This is a genomic window from Leclercia adecarboxylata, assembly GCF_035787115.1.
GTDB lineage: Bacteria > Pseudomonadota > Gammaproteobacteria > Enterobacterales > Enterobacteriaceae > Enterobacter > Enterobacter adecarboxylatus_E.
On the sequence record NZ_JALKTL010000001.1, the window covers coordinates 1,158,104 to 1,175,185 of the forward strand.

The window sequence follows — 17,082 nt, forward strand, 5'->3', positions numbered from 1 at the left end:
AGGGTACGTTTTGCCGGATAGCGGCGCTTACGCCTTCTCCGGCCTACGGGGCCTTATTGGCCCGATAAGCGAAGCGCCATCGGGCATTTTTATTGTTCAGTCGTGGCTGACGGTATTGGCTTCGATATACGCAAAATTAATGTCTTCGCCGAGTCCCGGGCGATCCGGCAGGCTGACCATGCCGTTTTCATCCATCGGGTCGATCAGGCTGTGCAGATACGCCGCTGGCTCGTCGTAATCAAGGAACGGGTGCAGCAGGCCGCGTTCGTACCAGCGGCAGTTTTTGATCGCGCCAATCACCGCCAGGCTCGCCGCGCCGTTGCCGTGGACTTCGCAATCCATGCCGAACGACTCGGCCAGGTTTGCCACTTTCAACGTTGGCGAGATGCCGCCCACGCCGCCCGCGCCCGCACGCAGAATGTCGCACGCCCCGGCTTTCACCCAGTCGGCGCGGCTGTGGTGCTTGCCGCCCAGACTTTCCGGCCCGACGATGGGAATAGAGAGGTTTTCGGCAAGCCAGGCATAGGAGGCCATGCTCTCCTCTTCCATCGGCTCTTCAAACCAGGCGAAATTCAGTTTTTCCAGCTCTTTACCGATCCACAGCGCTTCCGCGCGGCTGTACCAGTGGTAGCCGTCGATCATCAGGTCAATATCCGGCCCGACCGCTTCGCGCACCGCGGCGCAGGCTTTGATATCCATCTTCGGATTGGGGGCGAAAGAGACCGGCGGCATCCAGGTATGGAGCTTGATGGCCTTGTAGCCGCGGGCGACCAGTTTTTCAGCGAAGCTGGCGTACTCCTCCGGGGTGGAGAGGCCCCCCGGCAGATCGTCGCCGCACATGGTGCTGCCGTAGGCGGGCACTTTATCGCGGTAACCGCCCAGCAGCTTCCACACCGGCATATTCAGTTTGCGGCCAATCAGATCCCACAACGCCTGCTCGACAAAACCCAGCGCGCGCTCGGTCAGCTGGTGGGCGCTGCCGCGCTGCCAGTGCGCCAGCTCCTGCCAGATCTTCTCGCGATTAAATGCGTCCTGGCCGACCAGCACTTTTCGAAAGAAGGTATTGACCACAAAGGGACGCACCACTTCCGGTGGTGCAAAAGCGTACCCTTTGGTGCCATCGTCTGCGGTAATGGTCAGCATCGCCATTTTCGCCAGGCTTTCGGGCCCCGGATGGGAGTGCCCGGCACTGTCGGAGACCCGGCGCGTGGGATACTGAAAGACGGTGACGTTTACGGATTCGATTTTCATTTTTTTGTCCTTAAAACTGCGTAGGTTCAGCGTGTTCTTTGATTTTGAAAAGCCGTTTCGAAAGTAACTTTAAGCGTAAAATTCATCCACTGCCTTAGACAAATTCCGCTAAGCGTCGCCCGTTTTTTGTGCATCTGCACGGGTCAGAGTGACACTTTTCACAAAAGAGTGGGGAAATGTGAAGTGGATCGGGAGGGATATTTGAATGAAATGAAATGGGGTTTCGAACAGGGTCAGGTGCGGTCAAATCCCCTCACCCCGGTCCTCTCCCCAAAGGGGCGAGGGAGAAAAAACGGCGCCGAACGGTCCCCTCTCCCTTTTGGGGAGAGGGTTAGGGTGAGGGGTTACGCGATGGTCACTTTTTTATCCAGATAGACGTCCTGCACCGCGTTAATCAGCTTCACGCCGTCGGCCATCGATTTTTTGAATGCCTTGCGACCGAGGATGAGCCCCATACCGCCCGCGCGTTTGTTGATCACCGCCGTGCGTACCGCATCGGTGAGGTCGGTTTCCCCTCCCGCCGCGCCGCCGGAGTTGATCAGCCCTGCGCGGCCCATATAGCAGTTCGCCAGCTGATAGCGCACCAGATCGATGGGGTTATCGCTGGTCAGTTTGGTGTACACCCGGTCGTCGGTGTAACCAAACTTGACTGCCTTATAGCCGCCATTGTTTTCGGCCATTTTCTGCTTCACGATGTCCGCCCCGATGGTGGCCGCCAGGTGGTTGGCCTGCCCGGTTAAATCGGCGGAAACGTGGTAATCCGTGCCGTCTTTGTTGAAGGCCGGATTACGCAGATAGGCCCACAGTACGGTCACCATCCCCAGCTCGTGGGCACGCTCAAAGGCGGCGGAGATCTCTTCGATCTGACGTCGCGACTGCTCAGAACCAAAATAGATGGTCGCGCCGACCGCCACCGCGCCCATGTTGAACGCCTGCTCGACGCTGGCATACAGGGTCTGGTCATATTCGGTGGGATAGCTCAGGGTTTCGTTGTGGTTGAGCTTGACCAGGAACGGAATACGATGCGCATACCGCCGGGAGACCGAAGCCAGTACCCCGTAGGTGGAGGCGACGCAGTTACAGCCCGCCTCAATCGCCAGCTCGACGATGTTCTTCGGATCGAAATAGAGCGGGTTGGCGGCAAACGACGCTCCGGCCGAGTGCTCCACCCCCTGGTCCACCGGCAGGATCGACAGATAGCCGCTCCCGGCCAGACGCCCGGTGTTATACAGCGTCTGCATATTTCGCAGCACCGCAGGCGGGCGGTTGTTGTCGATCATCACGCGATCGACATAGTCGTGGCCAGGCAGACAGAGATGGTCGGCTGGAATGGTCATACAACGATGCTGTAACAGGTTTTCGGCGTCTTTGCCAAGCAACTGCGCAATATCAGTCATAACTTTGCTCCCCTTAGTGCCGACAGGCCGTCGGCATGTCTTCTCCAGGCTCACAGGATTGCGAGCCCCCTAAGCCTGGTCTGTGGGTCGCGAATTTTCCAGCTATAAGCCTTTAACCTTTACCACCACGCATGGAAATGGTGGACCGGGCCGATGCCCTGCCCCACTTCCAGCGTATCTGCCTGTGCCAGCGCACAGGAGAGCCAGGCTTTGGCTTCGCGCACCGTATCGGCCCAGTTATCATGCCTCGGGCGCAGCGCAGCCAGCGCGGCAGACAGGGTACAACCGGTGCCGTGGGTGTTTTTGGTATTGATACGCGGGGCGGTAAAGCGCATCGCCTCGTCGCGGGTGAATAACCAGTCTGGGCTTTCGGGATCGTCCAGATGCCCGCCCTTCATCAGCACCGCCTCACACCCCATCGCCAGCAGGGCATAGCCCTGGGCTTTCATTTCCTGCTCATTGCGGGCGTGGGGAGCGTCCAGCAAGGCCGCGGCTTCGGGCAGGTTGGGGGTGATGAGCGCCACCTGCGGCAACAGCTTCCTGCGCAGCGTATCCACCGCCGCAGGTGATAGCAGCGGGTCACCGCTTTTCGCCAGCATCACCGTGTCCAGCACCACGTTTTTCACCTGATGGCGCAGGAGCTGCTCCGCCACGGCCTCGACAATATCGGTTTCGGCCAGCATGCCGATCTTGGTGGTGTCGATGCGCACATCGCTGAACACCGACTCCAGCTGCGCCGCCACGAAATCGGGCTCTATGCGATAGACCGACTGCACCCCGCGGGTGTTCTGCGCCACCAGGGCGGTAATCACCGAGCAGCCATAGGCGCCCAGCGCAGAGAAGGTTTTCAGATCGGCCTGGATCCCCGCGCCGCCGCTGGGATCGGTGCCGGCAATGGTCAGAGCATTAATGCGTTTCATCGTTGTGCCCCCAGTTCCCACAGGGCATCCAGGAACGCCGTCGCAAAACTGCCCGGCCCGCGACTTTGTACAGCCGCAAGGGTACCGGCCCGTTTCATCCAGCCGCAGGCCGCCGCGACGTTATCCAGCCGGTCGCCCGGCAGCGAACAGCTGGCCGCCACCACCGCCGACAGCGCACAGCCGGTGCCCACCACCCGGGTCATCATCAGGTCGCCCCCGCTCAGGTCTTGGGTGCGCAGCCCGTCGGTGACGTAATCCACCTCTCCCGTCACCGCCACAATCGCGTTGGTTTGCCGTGCCAGCGCCTGGGCCGCAGGCAGCGCGCTGGCGGCCGTATCGGTGGTATCCACCCCGCGTCCGCCCGCGCTCATCCCCGCAAGCGCGAGGATTTCAGAGGCATTGCCGCGTATGGCTGCCGGTTTGAGGGCGAGGATCTGCTGACAGAAACGGGTGCGGTAGCCCAGCGCGCCGACGGCCACCGGGTCCAGTACCCAGGGTTTACCGGCGGCAACCGCGCTTTCAATGGCCCGGCGCATCGCCTGGGCGCGGGGCGCGGTCAGGGTTCCGACGTTAATCAGCAGCGCATCCGCAATAGCCGAGAATTGTTCCGCCTCTTCGGCTTCAATCACCATTGCCGGTGACGCGCCGAGCGCCAGCAAAACGTTGGCGGTAAAGGTCTGCACCACGTCGTTGGTCATGCAGTGGGTGAGCGGAGAACGGGTTCGGAAATGGTGTAAGGCGTGAAAATTAAGCAGGTCAGGCTGCATGGTATCGCTCCTGCCGTGCGCGAAGAAGCGATAGCCCGCGAGGGCATCTGACTTCCCTACGCTGGCATTATCCAGATCAGGTGGTACGGGTATTTCTCAGCCTTCACAAAGAAGGGCACCCCGAGTCAAATTACATAATGTAATTGAGGCAGCGTAGAGGATGCGTCTGGCAATAGCAAGGCCCTTTCTGACGCCCTCACATTTATCACATTCGCGTCACTACTCTGCTTACAACTGCCAAACCATTTCATGACCTCTTAATAGCCGTTAGCCAGGATAACTCTCATGTTTTGAGCTATTCGTGCTAAACGTGATCTTCATCAACCTGAAAGAACGCCCGTTCCGCGATAGTCACCCCGCGCCATTACTGTGTCTCTAATATAGCTGCACGAGAGCAATGGCCTGACCAATAATAATTATCAAATCAACTCCCGGGGAATAAACGGTTCCTCCACTCATTTAAGGTTAATGTATGAAAAAGATTCTGTTGGTGGGTATGGTTGCCACTTTACTGGCGGGCTGCGTCTCAGAAGAGCAGCGCTTAGCACAATGTCAGGCCAAAGGCATAAGCCGTGATGCCTGCTACATTGCCGACCAGAACCGTCAGGCCGCGATCAATGCAGCCGCAGAAAAACAGGCCCTTGAGAATGCGCATGAAGCGTTACAACATGCCCAGGCGGCCCACGCTGCCGACCCGCTGCATGAAGCCTCCTTTAGCGCCAACGGCATTAAGGCCAGCATCAATAATGGCTTCACCCAGGCGACCATCAACGGCAAAAAAGCCACGGTGAAACGCTTCAACGCTAACTTCTATGAAGTCAGAGGCGCAGGTTACGTCTTGTCAATCTCGCTGGATGCAAACGGCGTGACCGATGCGTCCTGGAATAAAACCCATGGCCGCGATAACGGCATTCTGAACGTCGTTCAAAAGTAGTTCTAAAGCATTCTAAAACTCCCCTCTTTTTTACCCGCAACGCCCCCCAGGAAACCTCAGGCGCTATGCGGGGTTACGCCTTGCGCGCGTTGATTCAACGCGCGTTACAAAACGATAAACAATTAACCATTGAGCCCCGGGCAAAAAGGCTCTATATTGGCCGCGTTTTTTGAGGCCCTTCTCATTTTTTCATTAATTATTCAATCGTGGCCACGTGCTGAGCTGCGGTTGTAGGAGTGATATGATGACGGATAAAGTCCGTATTGATACTTTGAATGCTTCTACTTTCAAAACCAACGAAACCTATCTGGCCCGTCAGGCCGAAATGGAATCCAATGTCAGGAGTTATCCGCGCAAGCTGCCTTTAGCCATTACGAAGGCGGATGGAGTGTGGATCACCGATGCGGATAACAAAGAGTATCTGGATTGCCTGGCCGGTGCGGGAACGCTGGCGCTGGGTCATAACCATCCTGATGTGCTGAAAAGCATCCAAAGTGTCATTACCAGCGGCTTGCCGTTACATACCCTGGATCTGACCACGCCGTTAAAAGACGCGTTTTCAGAATACCTGCTCTCTATGCTGCCAGGTCAGGGCAAAGAGTACTGCCTGCAGTTCACCGGCCCGTCCGGCGCAGATGCAGTAGAAGCCGCGCTGAAGCTGGCGAAAAAAGTGACCGGCCGCAGTGGCATCATCAGCTTCTCTGGTGCATATCACGGCATGACCCATGGCGCGCTGTCCGTGACCGGCAACCTGTCTCCGAAAGAAGCGGTTGACGGCATGATGCCAGAAGTGCAGTTCATGCCTTACCCGCATCAGTACCGCTGCCCGCTGGGTATCGGCGGCGAAGCGGGTGTTAAAGCGCTGGCCTACTACTTCGAAAACCTGATCAACGACGTTGAAAGCGGCGTGCGTAAACCTGCAGCCGTGATCCTGGAAGCAGTTCAGGGCGAAGGCGGGGTGAACCCGGCGCCGGTTGAATGGCTGCAACGCATCCGTAAAGTGACCGAAGAGCACGGCATTCTGCTGATCCTCGACGAAGTTCAGGCTGGCTTTGCCCGTACCGGTAAATTCTTCGCCTTCGAACACGCGGGTATTCAGCCAGATATCGTGGTGATGTCCAAAGCTGTGGGCGGCGGTCTGCCGCTGGCCGTTCTGGGTATCAAAAAGCAGTTCGATGCCTGGTCTCCTGGCCACCATACCGGTACCTTCCGTGGAAACCAGCTGGCGATGGCAACGGGCCTCACCACCCTGCAGATCCTCAAAGAGCAGAACATCGCCGATAAAGTTGCCGCCCAGGGCGAGTGGCTGAAAGCGAAGCTGGTTGAGCTGCAGAAACGTTATCCGGTGATCGGTCACGTGCGCGGTCTGGGCATGATGATCGGTATTGAGATCGTTAAACCGCACGAAGCTGCCGACCACATGGGCTGCTTCCCGGGCGACGGCGAGCTGTCTGCGCTGATCCAGAAGAAGTGCTTCGAAGCGGGCCTGATTCTGGAGCGTGGCGGTCGTAACGGTAACGTTGTTCGTCTGCTGCCTTCCCTGCTGATCAGCGATCAGGAGCTGAACGTGTTCCTGGACAAATTTGAGCAGGCGCTGCTTGCTGCGGGCGTTCGCCCAGTCTAACCGGAGACAATGGATACAATGTCAGAGTTAAACCCGATTTTGTCGTCCTCGGCGCAAAGCATCGAAGCCTATCAGCAGGCGATCGAGCAGAGCACCCAGGCGGTTATGCAGTGGCTGAAACAGCCGGAAATGTACCAGGGTAAAACGGTCGCCGAACTGCGCGAGCGCATCAACCTGGATTTCAGCCCCGAGGGGCTGGGCAACGAAACCGCTATCGAGCGTGCCGTTGAATATTTCCTGAAGGACAGCCTGGCGGTGCATCATCCGCAGTGTGTGGCGCATCTGCACTGCCCGAGCCTGGTGGTAAGCCAGGCGGCGGAAGTGATGATCAACGCCACTAACCAGAGTATGGACTCCTGGGATCAGAGCCCGTCCGCGACCATTATCGAGATAAAACTGATCGAGTGGCTGCGTTCCCGTCTGGGTTACCAGGCGGGCGACGCTGGGGTCTTCACCAGCGGCGGTACTCAGAGCAACATGATGGGTCTGATGCTGGCGCGTGACGCATTCTTTGCGCGACAGGGCCACTCCGTCCAGCAGGATGGTCTGGTGGGCGATCTGCGTAAGATCCGTGTTCTGTGCTCCGACAGCGCGCACTTCTCCGTGCAGAAGAATATGGCGCTGATGGGCCTGGGCTACCAGTCCGTAATCCAGGTGAAAACTGACGACTGTTCGCGTATGGATCTGAACGATCTGGCCGCGAAAATTGAGCAGTGCAATGCCAACGGCGAACAGATTCTGGCGATCGTTGCCACTGCCGGTACCACTGACGCGGGCGCTATCGATCCGCTGCGTGCTATTGCAGAGCTGGCGGCGAAACAGAATATCTGGGTTCACGTCGATGCGGCATGGGGCGGCGCGCTGCTGATGTCTGAGAAGTATCGCGATTACCTCGACGGTATCGAGCTGGTGGATTCCGTTACCCTGGACTTCCACAAGCAGTTCTTCCAGACCATCAGCTGCGGCGCGTTCCTGCTGAAAGAGGCGCGTCACTATGAGCTGATGCGCTATCAGGCGGCGTACCTGAACTCTGAGTTCGACGAAGAGGCTGGCGTGCCAAACCTGGTGTCCAAATCCCTGCAGACCACCCGTCGTTTCGACGCGCTGAAGCTGTGGATGAGCCTGGAAGCGCTGGGAGAGAAGAAATACGCTGAGATCATCGATCACGGTGTCACCATGGCCCAGCAGGTTGCCGCGTACGTCACCGAACAGCCGCTGCTGGAGCTGGTGATGCCGCCACAGCTGGCGAGCGTGCTGTTCCGCTTCCGTCCGGAGCATCAGCTGGATGACGCAGCCATCGCGTTGCTCAACCAGAAAATCGGCGATGCCCTGCTGGAATCCGGCCGTGCCAACGTCGGTGTTACCGAGCATAACGGTATCACCTGCCTGAAGCTGACCCTGCTGAACCCTATCGTGACCCTGGAGGATGTTAAAGTCCTGCTGTCACTGGTGGAACGCACGGCGCACGAGCTGCTGGCGAAGTAAGCTGTTTAACCCGGCAGCGCTCGCTGCCGGGTCTTCATTCCCCACGTTATCCCGCTTTATTTTTCGCTTTTCCGTGCTTCGTGGCGGAGTCGCCATACGCATCGTAACCGGAAGCATAATAACTTGCCGCGGATTTCACGACGTCATTCAGTATCGCGCCTTTAATGTTGACCCCCATCTGCTGTAAACGGCGCTGGCATACCGTCATCTCCCGGACGCTGGTAACCTTGAAGCGGGCCACCAGCAGCGTGGAGGCCGCGATCCGGCCGATCAGCGCGGCGTCTGTGACCGCCAGAACCGGTGGCGTATCGATAATTACCATATCGTACTCTTTGCTGGCCCAACGCATAAACGCCTGAAAACGCTCATGCATCAGCAGCTCAGAGGGGTTAGGGGGATATTTTCCGCAGGTCACCACATCAAATTGCCCGCTGGCGTAGGTCTGGATAGCCTCATGGAAGGCCACTTTGCCTGACAGCACATCCGATAAACCGGCGTCATTACGCAAGCTAAAAATATTGTGCACATAGCCTTTGCGCATATCAGCATCGATAAACAGCACCCGCTGCTGAACCTGCGTCATCAGTGCCGCCAGCGAGGTGCTGACCAGCGTTTTACCGCAGTCCTGGCTCGGGCCACTGAACATCAGAATATTATTTTTGGCATCCATCATGGCGAAATGCAGGCTGGTTCGTAACCCGCGCACCGCTTCGACAAAGTTATCCAGCGGCCGGTCTATCGGTAAGAAGGGCACGTCAACTATTTTGTGCCGCTTGCAGTAGTGGAAGAAATAGCGGTTACCGATGCGGGTTTTACTGTGCAGCCAGACCGAATGCGGCAAGGTGGCATAGACGTTAATTCCCTCATTTTCGAGCTGCTCCGGGGCATTAATCCCGCGTCGCAACGCCGATTTCGCCAGTACTCCGCCTGAAGCGATAAAGAAACCGAACAGGGTCATAATAACGACAATCAGCGCCTTACGCGGCTTAATGGGTGCAGGTTGCGTCACCGCCGGGTCGATAATCCGCACATTACCGATTGCGCTGGAACGGGAGATGTTCAGCTCCTGCTGGCGGGTAAGCAGCTGGAGGTATACCGCCCGGCCCGAATCCACATCGCGGCTGAGACGCAGGATCTGCTGCTGTGTTGACGGCATCGTCCCCACACGCTTGTTCAGCCGCGCCCGTTCGGCTTCTAAGGTCTGACGTTTTTCCCGCAGCGCCCGATAGGTCGGATGGTCTTTTTTAAAGTGCTGAGAGACCTCGGCTTCGCGGAAGGTGAGCTCATTGAGCTGATTATCAACGTTAACGATCTGCTCCAGCACTGACTTAGCTTCCAGGGTTAAATCCACGGAGTCACGCTGCTTACGGTAACTGTTGAGGCGTTCTTCAGCCTGCTCCAGCTCACTACGAACCAGCGGCATCTGGCGCTGCAGGAAGATGAGGCTCTGCGAGTCCTGCGCAGCCTGACGGGCGATGTTCTGCTGCAGATAGCTCTGCATAATGTGATTCAACACGCTGGGGAGTTGCACGGGATCCTGGCCGCTCAGGCTCAGCGAAAGGATCCCCGTCTCTTTGCCCTGTTCCGCCACGCTAAACTGACGGCTCAGGGCGTTTATCGCCTCAAGATGGGTGCGTTGCCGCACCCTGAATTGCGTGCCTGGCCGCGCAGCAAGTTCGCGTACGGCGATCTCCACCCCGGCGTGTTTCAGCTGTACGCCGACGGTGCCGCGTACGCTAACCCCCTCCCCTTCCAGCAGATAGCGTCCGTTCTCTTCGGCTGTTAGCGTCAGCTGCGGGGTTTTGCCCTGGGTGCGAGGAAGCGTCAGATTATCGAGAGCCAGCGTGGCGGCAGGTTGCCCGGTGAGCTTCGCCCACCCAGTGCCGATAAACGGCAGGCGAACCTGGGTTATCTCATCGCGTAAGCGCAGCGCCTCTACGGTTTCACCGAGGATCATCCGCGACTTCAGTAGCTGGATCTCCGCAACGGAATCCGATGAACGCTCCGGCGCCAGGTGGTTTAACGTTTTGAGAATACTGTTCTGCTGTTTATTTTCTATTTGCACCAACGCATCCGCGAGATAAACCGGTGAGGAAAATAGCGCATATAAGGTTCCGCTGAGCGTAAAAAATAGCGTGATACCAATAATACAGACGCGATGATCAATTAATTCTCCAAGAAGACGCGCCAGATCCAACTCTTGATTATCTGCAGCGTAACCCTGCGCATTTACGTTTTTCGACGACATGTATGTAATCCCTTAACTGTAAGTCGGTTAGCCCATTCCTGACTTGCTTCGCCAAGCAGGCGAAAAACATATTCAAAAGCTTCCATGCTTTTACCGTAGGGGTCAGGGATCTCCTGGGCTCTGAGCCACTGCCCAAACAGCAGGGCTTTACCGCGCATCTCCGGCGCGATGAGTGAGATCTGGTTTATCTGTCCTGACTCCATGGCGAGGATCAGATCGTATTGCCGCATCATTGTTGCCGTCAGCTGGTGGGCGACGTGATCCGCCAGCGACAGGCCATACAGAGCCGCGATTTTCTGCGCCTGGCTATCTGCCGGATGTCCCGCCAGCGCGCAGGTCCCCGCCGAGGCAATAGTGATTGTGGGTAACTTTTGTTGCAGAAGCCGCTCGCCAATCGGTGAGCGACAAATATTCCCCGTGCAAACCACCAGAATCGACTGAATCATTATTCGGGCCACGATTTTATAAAGCGCACGGTTTCTGTCAGGTCATGCACGCCGCTGATGGTCGGCACCAGCTGCGTCAGCACCCGGTTCCAGCGGGATACCGGCGCGGTGGTGACATAGACGATATCGTAGGGCTGGAGCTGAAATTCCGTGCTGAGTACCATGGCTGACGCGTCACGGGCATTAAGCTGATAAATACGCGCGATTTTGCCGTCACGGCTTTTCCCGGCGGTGGAGCGGATCACGAAGATGCCCCGCCCATCAGCCATCGCCTGATTCAGGCCTCCGGCGTTCGTCAGCGCTTCTGCCAGCGTCATGCCGCTGCGATCCATCTTCAGGGTGCTCTGTTTAACCACCTCCCCCATCACAAAGACTTTCAGGGCATCGTTACGCGGTATAAAGAGAATATCGCCTGGCCACAGCAGCTTGTTTTGCGTCAGATCGCCATGCTGCATCAGGGCATACAGCGAAATGCGCGTATCTTTGCCGTCGTGGGTGAGCACCACGTTTCGCCAGTCTGCCTCTTGCGAGAGCCCTCCCGCCGCATTAATCGCATCCATAATGGTCAGGGGGATATTAGTAATCGGCTGCTGCCCGGATTTGATGACTTCGCCGGTGATATAGACCTTTTGCGAGCGAAACGCCGCGATACTGACGTCGACCTGCGGGCTTTCAATCACGCGGTCCAGCCGGGCCGTGATCTCGTCGCGCACCTGGGCAAGGGTTTTTCCGGCAACGTGCAGTTTGCCGACATAGGGATAAAAGAGCGTGCCGTCTGCGCCTACCCAGTTACCGGTGTCGCTGGCGCTGCGATACTGACCGGCAGGGGTGGTGAGTTCGGGATGATCCCAGACGGTAATCATCAGCACATCGCCGGTGCCAATGCGGTATTCCCAGCGCTTTAATTGCTCATCGAGATTCGGATTTGCCTGAGATTTTGTCTGGCTTCCCTGAAGCTGTTCAATTACCGAGGGTGTCAGTGGCCAGACATCTACCTTTTTATTCAAATCAAACGGATTGTCGTTAACAACAACGTTATTTTTTCCAGACGTATTTATATGCTGCCCAGGCGAAATAGTGCAGCCCGTTAATAATATTGCGCAAATAATATTTGCACTGGTGCGGAGTGGTATTTTCATTAACAAGGGGTTCTCTAATATTCCGTTAATAGCCCATTAATTTCCCTGTAGCTCCCATTAAATTTGCCACAGCACAATAAAGAAAATATCAATTACAATTAAAGAGTTACAGAAAAGCATAATAAAAAGAGACGCACCAACCCTGTTGAAAAAGGTCTGATGATCTCTTTTAAAAGAGGATGAAACAAAACAGCCTGAATTGATTTATGCCTAGCATAAACACTCGAGAAAAAAAATAATATAGTGCGTAAACGGATATGACGCCTGCGAGCATAACTTTCGGATTTTATAAAATTATAATTAATGATATAAATTTAAATTACTAAACCATTCATAATGAAAATAATTAAAGCTGCGCTTATGGCCGCGGGGATGTGTTGATTTGTTACATTTTTTACGCACTGAGCCAGCCGGCAAAACATACTATAGACTTTCTGTTGCTCAGCCACGAAACGGCAGATCAAGAGTAATGGCCACGGTAAATCTGGAGAAAAAATGACTAAAGGTAAAATTCTACTTCTGGGCGTATTGATGTCACTGACGAGCGCAGCCTTCGCTGCAACGCCAGCCGCAGCGGCACCCTCAGGCATCCAGGCCTATGAGGAACAGGAGTTTGTAGCCGATTTTACGAAATTCAAGATTGGTGATTTCGCCCCGGCGCAGTATCTGACACCTGAATACACCATCAAGCAGTATCAATTGCGTAATCTCCCTAAACCGGAGGCAGGCACGCACTGGACCTACATGGGTGAGAACTATGTGCTGGTGGGTGATACCGACGGTAAGATCTACAAAGCCTATAACGGCGATATTTTCTACCACCGTTAATCGAGATAAAAGCAAAACGGTCACGCTAAGGTGACCGTTTTTTGTTTTTGCCCCCTCTCCCTGTGGGAGAGAGCCGGGGTCAGGGCATCAGGCCGCAGCGTAGTTTTACCCCGGCAACGCGTTACACCGCGCGGAAGGCGATGTCAGCCGGGATCACTTCACCCTGCCAGTAAAGCTGTGCGGCAACGCGATCTGCCAGCTGACGGTACATCTCAGCAAACTCACTTTCAGGACGGTTGACCACGGTTGGCTTACCGCTGTCCAGGTCTTCACGCAGCGTAATATGCAGTGGCATCTGACCCAGCAGCTGAGTGTGATACTGTGCCGCCAGTTTTTCTGCCCCACCGGTACCGAAGATAGGCTCGTGATGTCCGCAGTTGCTGCAGATGTGCATGCTCATGTTTTCGACGATGCCCAGCACCGGCACCTCGACTTTCTCGAACATCACAATGCCTTTTTTGGCGTCAATGAGCGCAATATCCTGCGGCGTGGTGACAACCACCGCGCCGGTGACCGGGATGTTCTGCGCCAGCGTCAGCTGAATGTCACCGGTGCCCGGCGGCATATCCAGTACCAGATAATCGAGATCCGGCCACATCGTCTCCTGCAACATCTGCATCAGCGCTTTGCTGGCCATCGGCCCGCGCCACACCATGGCGTTATCGTCGGTGACGAGGTAGCCAATGGAGTTGGTCGCCAGACCGTACGCCATGATCGGCGCCATATGGGTACCATCCGGCGAGGTTGGACGCTGATTTTCCGCGCCGAGCATGTTTGGAATTGACGGGCCATAGATATCGGCATCCAGAATACCGACCTTCGCCCCTTCGGCGGCCAGCGCCAGCGCCAGGTTCACAGCGGTAGAAGACTTGCCTACCCCGCCTTTGCCGGAGCTGATCGCGATGATATTTTTCACGCCATTGATGCCCGGATGGTTCTTCACTCGTTTCAGCGTGGCGATGGTATGGGTCAATTTCCAGTCAATGGCCTTTGCCCCGGTAATACGCAGCAGCTCAGCGCTGGTTTGCTCTTTCAGCGCCTCGAACGCATGGTTCCAGACGAAAGGCATATGCAGTTCGACATGCAGAGTGTCATCCAGCCATGCCACGTGATGTAACGCTTTCAGCGTGGTGAGATTATGCTTCAGGGTGGGGTGCTGAAAATTAGCCAGCGTCCCGGCGACCATTGCGCGCAAGGCTTCCGGTGATTTGGCCTGGGATTGAGAACTCATCCCGACTCCTTTGTAGTTGTTCTGAAAAAGACATGTAACTACAAAGTTTACCCCAGAGACAGCAATTATTCATTTACGGATTAATGCCCTTATCACTTGGCGTAGTTATTCCCTTTCGGGTAACATCAAAAACCCTTTTTACAGATAAAAGAAGTAATACCTACTATGACTCAAGTCGCGAAAAAAATTCTGGTGACGTGCGCTCTGCCGTACGCTAACGGCTCAATCCACCTCGGCCACATGCTGGAGCATATCCAGGCTGATGTCTGGGTCCGTTACCAGCGAATGCGCGGCCACGAGGTAAACTTCATCTGTGCAGACGACGCTCACGGCACGCCAATCATGCTGAAAGCGCAGCAGCTTGGTATCAGCCCGGAACAGATGATTGCTGAAATGAGTCAGGAGCATCAGACCGATTTTGCTGGCTTCGACATCAGCTACGACAACTATCACTCCACCCACAGCGACGAAAACCGTGAGCTGTCGGAGCTGATCTACACCCGTCTGAAAGAGAACGGGTTTATTAAAAACCGCACCATCTCTCAGCTCTATGATCCGGAAAAAGGCATGTTCCTGCCGGACCGTTTCGTGAAAGGCACCTGCCCGAAATGTAAGTCTCCGGATCAGTATGGCGATAACTGCGAAGTGTGCGGCGCAACCTACAGCCCTACCGAACTGATTGAGCCAAAATCCGTGGTCTCCGGCGCGACGCCTGAGATGCGTGACTCCGAACACTTTTTCTTCGACCTGCCGTCGTTTAGCGAAATGTTGCAGGCGTGGACCCGCAGCGGCGCGCTGCAGGAGCAGGTGGCGAACAAGATGCAGGAGTGGTTTGAATCCGGCCTGCAGCAGTGGGATATCTCCCGCGATGCGCCGTACTTCGGTTTTGAAATTCCGAACGCACCCGGCAAATATTTCTACGTCTGGCTGGATGCGCCAATCGGCTACATGGGCTCCTTCAAGAACCTGTGCGACAAGCGTGGCGACACCCTGAGCTTCGACGACTACTGGAAAAAAGACTCCGACGCTGAGCTGTACCACTTCATCGGCAAAGACATTGTCTACTTCCACAGCCTGTTCTGGCCAGCCATGCTGGAAGGCAGCGGTTTCCGCAAGCCAACCAACCTGTTCGTCCACGGCTATGTCACCGTGAACGGCGCGAAGATGTCCAAATCCCGCGGCACCTTCATTAAGGCCAGCACCTGGCTGAACCACTTTGATGCCGACAGCCTGCGTTACTACTACACGGCGAAGCTCTCTTCCCGTATCGACGATATCGACCTGAACCTGGAAGATTTCGTGCAGCGCGTGAATGCCGACATTGTTAACAAAGTCGTTAACCTGGCCTCCCGTAACGCGGGCTTTATCGCTAAGCGTTTCGACGGCGTGATGGCGGCGGAACTGGCCGATCCTGAGCTGTACAAAACCTTCACCGATGCGGCAGCCGTTATTGGCGAAGCCTGGGAAAGCCGCGAGTTCGGCAAAGCGGTGCGTGAAATCATGGCCCTCGCCGACCTGGCTAACCGCTACGTTGATGAACAGGCGCCGTGGGTTGTTGCCAAACAGGAAGGACGCGATGCTGACCTGCAGGCGATCTGCTCGATGGGTATTAACCTGTTCCGCGTCCTGATGTCCTACCTGAAACCGGTTCTGCCGCAGCTGGCCGCACGTACTGAAGCCTTCCTGAATACCGAACTGACCTGGGACAGCATCAATCAGCCGCTGCTTGGCCATAAGCTGAACGCCTTTAAGGCGCTCTACAACCGCATTGAGATGAAACAGGTTGAAGCGCTGGTTGAGGCGTCGAAGGAAGAGGTAAAAGCCGCAGCCGCACCGGTCACCGGCCCGCTGGCGGACGACCCGATTCAGGAAACCATTAGCTTTGACGATTTCGCCAAAGTCGATCTGCGCGTTGCGCTGATTGAAAACGCGGAATTTGTTGAAGGCTCCGACAAACTGCTGCGCCTGACCCTCGATCTCGGCGGCGAGAAGCGCAACGTCTTCTCCGGCATTCGTTCCGCCTACCCGGACCCGCAGGCGCTGATTGGACGCCACACGGTGATGGTCGCGAACCTCGCGCCGCGTAAAATGCGCTTCGGTATTTCCGAAGGGATGGTGATGGCCGCCGGTCCTGGCGGGAAGGATATCTTCCTGTTAAGCCCGGACAGCGGTGCGCTGCCTGGTCACCAGGTGAAATAAACGAAAAAGCCGGAGCTCATCTCCGGCTTTTTTTATGGCATTTTCTGCAGGGAGGCGGCTTCGCCTTACCCGGCCTACAAAACCCCCGGGGCAAAATCACGGCTTCGCGGCATGCACCCGGTTGGTGAGCCCGCGCAGGAAGTAGCGCAGGAACTGGTCCCCGCATTCGCGGTAATTTTTATGATCGGGCGCGCGCATCATGGCGGTGATTTCCGGCATGGAGACGCGGAACTTCTGCTCGGTCATGATCGCCAGAATATCGTCAGTTTTCAGGGAGAAGGCGATTCGCAGCTTCTTCAGCACCGTATTGTTATTCACCCGGCGCTCCAGCGACAGCTCAGGCGCGGATTCATCTTTGCCGCGCTTGTGGTAGATGAGACCGTTCAAAAAACCGGACAGGATGATGTCCGGGCAGCGAACGAAACCGTCCTCTTCCTCTTTGGTCATCCAGGTGTCGAACCCGGCCGAGGTGGATTCCATGTCGGCAAGCGCAAGAATGCGCACCATGTCGTTGTTATTGGCTTTCAGGGTGTAGCGCAGGCTACGAAGAATATCATTACTGAGCATAGAGCCTTCGAGTGTCGATGATGCAATGGCGCGCAGTGTAGCAGTT

At 56.2% G+C, this 17,082-nt stretch carries 14 protein-coding genes and 1 riboswitch; of the genes, 5 read left to right on the forward strand and 9 right to left on the reverse strand.

All coding sequences use genetic code 11. The features are described 5' to 3' along the window. Positions 1-96 precede the first annotated feature (96 nt). The 4 genes from MXM41_RS05555 to thiM form a co-directional block, all read right to left on the reverse strand. A complete protein-coding gene (locus MXM41_RS05555) occupies positions 97-1,251 on the reverse strand; it encodes a mandelate racemase family protein (RefSeq protein ID WP_325930405.1) in 1,155 nt (384 codons plus the stop codon). 344 nt (positions 1,252-1,595) lie between these two features. Further along, positions 1,596-2,648, reverse strand: coding sequence for a class I fructose-bisphosphate aldolase (gene fbaB, locus MXM41_RS05560; protein WP_325930406.1), 1,053 nt, complete (start codon positions 2,646-2,648; stop codon positions 1,596-1,598). A 119-nt stretch (positions 2,649-2,767) separates the two neighbouring features. Next, a complete protein-coding gene (gene thiD / locus MXM41_RS05565; protein ID WP_325930407.1) occupies positions 2,768-3,568 on the reverse strand; it encodes a bifunctional hydroxymethylpyrimidine kinase/phosphomethylpyrimidine kinase in 801 nt (266 codons plus the stop codon). Beyond that, the gene (gene thiM / locus MXM41_RS05570; protein WP_325930408.1) at positions 3,565-4,335 is read right to left on the reverse strand and encodes a hydroxyethylthiazole kinase; all 771 of its coding nucleotides are present in this window, start codon (positions 4,333-4,335) and stop codon (positions 3,565-3,567) included. The genes thiD and thiM overlap by 4 nt, the downstream gene beginning before the upstream one ends. A gap of 36 nt (positions 4,336-4,371) precedes the next feature. Next, a riboswitch (TPP riboswitch) is annotated at positions 4,372-4,468 on the reverse strand. A gap of 339 nt (positions 4,469-4,807) precedes the next feature. Here thiM and MXM41_RS05575 point away from each other — a divergent pair. The 3 genes from MXM41_RS05575 to MXM41_RS05585 all read left to right on the forward strand — a co-directional run bounded on the left by MXM41_RS05575 (position 4,808) and on the right by MXM41_RS05585 (position 8,378). After that, positions 4,808-5,269, forward strand: a complete 462-nt coding sequence (locus tag MXM41_RS05575) for a hypothetical protein (RefSeq protein WP_325930409.1) — start codon at positions 4,808-4,810, stop codon at positions 5,267-5,269. A gap of 241 nt (positions 5,270-5,510) precedes the next feature. Continuing rightward, positions 5,511-6,893, forward strand: coding sequence for a diaminobutyrate--2-oxoglutarate transaminase (locus MXM41_RS05580; RefSeq protein ID WP_325930410.1), 1,383 nt, complete (start codon positions 5,511-5,513; stop codon positions 6,891-6,893). Positions 6,894-6,911: 18 nt separating this feature from the next. Beyond that, entirely contained in the window at positions 6,912-8,378 is a 1,467-nt protein-coding gene (locus MXM41_RS05585) for an aspartate aminotransferase family protein (RefSeq protein ID WP_325930411.1), read from the forward strand. A gap of 46 nt (positions 8,379-8,424) precedes the next feature. Here the strand turns inward: MXM41_RS05585 and MXM41_RS05590 are convergent, their stop codons facing one another. Genes MXM41_RS05590 through MXM41_RS05600 form a run of 3 tightly spaced genes read right to left on the reverse strand, consistent with a single transcriptional unit; the run spans position 8,425 to position 12,211 of the window. Beyond that, the gene (locus MXM41_RS05590) at positions 8,425-10,626 is read right to left on the reverse strand and encodes a polysaccharide biosynthesis tyrosine autokinase (RefSeq protein WP_325930412.1); all 2,202 of its coding nucleotides are present in this window, start codon (positions 10,624-10,626) and stop codon (positions 8,425-8,427) included. After that, on the reverse strand, positions 10,608-11,072 hold the full coding sequence (locus MXM41_RS05595) for a protein tyrosine phosphatase (RefSeq protein ID WP_325930413.1): 465 nt from the start codon (positions 11,070-11,072) through the stop codon (positions 10,608-10,610). The genes MXM41_RS05590 and MXM41_RS05595 overlap by 19 nt, the downstream gene beginning before the upstream one ends. Continuing rightward, a complete protein-coding gene (locus MXM41_RS05600) occupies positions 11,072-12,211 on the reverse strand; it encodes a polysaccharide export protein (protein ID WP_325930414.1) in 1,140 nt (379 codons plus the stop codon). The genes MXM41_RS05595 and MXM41_RS05600 overlap by 1 nt, the downstream gene beginning before the upstream one ends. Before the next feature lie 495 nt (positions 12,212-12,706). Between MXM41_RS05600 and MXM41_RS05605 the strand changes: the two genes are divergently transcribed. Continuing rightward, a complete protein-coding gene (locus MXM41_RS05605; protein WP_325930415.1) occupies positions 12,707-13,039 on the forward strand; it encodes an RcnB family protein in 333 nt (110 codons plus the stop codon). A gap of 121 nt (positions 13,040-13,160) precedes the next feature. Here the strand turns inward: MXM41_RS05605 and apbC are convergent, their stop codons facing one another. Further along, on the reverse strand, positions 13,161-14,270 hold the full coding sequence (gene apbC / locus MXM41_RS05610) for an iron-sulfur cluster carrier protein ApbC (protein ID WP_325930416.1): 1,110 nt from the start codon (positions 14,268-14,270) through the stop codon (positions 13,161-13,163). 165 nt (positions 14,271-14,435) lie between these two features. Between apbC and metG the strand changes: the two genes are divergently transcribed. After that, positions 14,436-16,469, forward strand: coding sequence for a methionine--tRNA ligase (gene metG, locus MXM41_RS05615; RefSeq protein ID WP_325930418.1), 2,034 nt, complete (start codon positions 14,436-14,438; stop codon positions 16,467-16,469). Between the two features lie 96 nt (positions 16,470-16,565). Here metG and MXM41_RS05620 read toward each other — a convergent pair whose 3' ends face one another. After that, positions 16,566-17,036: a DUF1456 family protein gene (locus MXM41_RS05620; RefSeq protein ID WP_325930419.1), complete on the reverse strand. Its 471-nt coding sequence runs from the start codon at positions 17,034-17,036 to the stop codon at positions 16,566-16,568. Positions 17,037-17,082 lie beyond the last annotated feature (46 nt).